The sequence below is a fragment of the Bacillus sp. SIMBA_026 genome (assembly GCF_046535335.1).
In the GTDB taxonomy this organism is placed as follows: Bacteria; Bacillota; Bacilli; order Bacillales; family Bacillaceae; genus Bacillus; species Bacillus velezensis.
Genome location: NZ_JAWRWX010000538.1, coordinates 1 through 230 on the forward strand (window position 1 = coordinate 1; position 230 = coordinate 230).

The 230-nt window shown below is 70.9% G+C and carries 1 protein-coding gene; it reads left to right on the forward strand.

Annotated elements, in window-relative coordinates:
* Nucleotides 1–82 precede the first annotated feature (82 nt).
* On the forward strand, nt 83–230 hold a 148-nt coding region (locus tag SB847_RS22455; RefSeq protein ID WP_410578993.1), incomplete at its 3' end, for a 2'-5' RNA ligase family protein.

Consider the following 230-nt stretch of genomic DNA (forward strand, 5'->3'; position numbering starts at 1 on the left):
CCGGTCGCGGCCGCCGCGCCGGACGGCCCCTCGCGATTCAGAATCGTCTGACCCCGGCGCAAGTCGGGCCTACAATTCCGTCATGCCGACCACCCGCCTCTTCTACGCGCTCTGGCCCGACGCGCCCCTGGCCAGCAACCTGGCCACGTGGGCCGACCACGCCCACGCCCACGCACAGGGCCGTGTCATGCGCACGGAAACCCTGCATCTGACGCTGGCCTTCCTGGGTT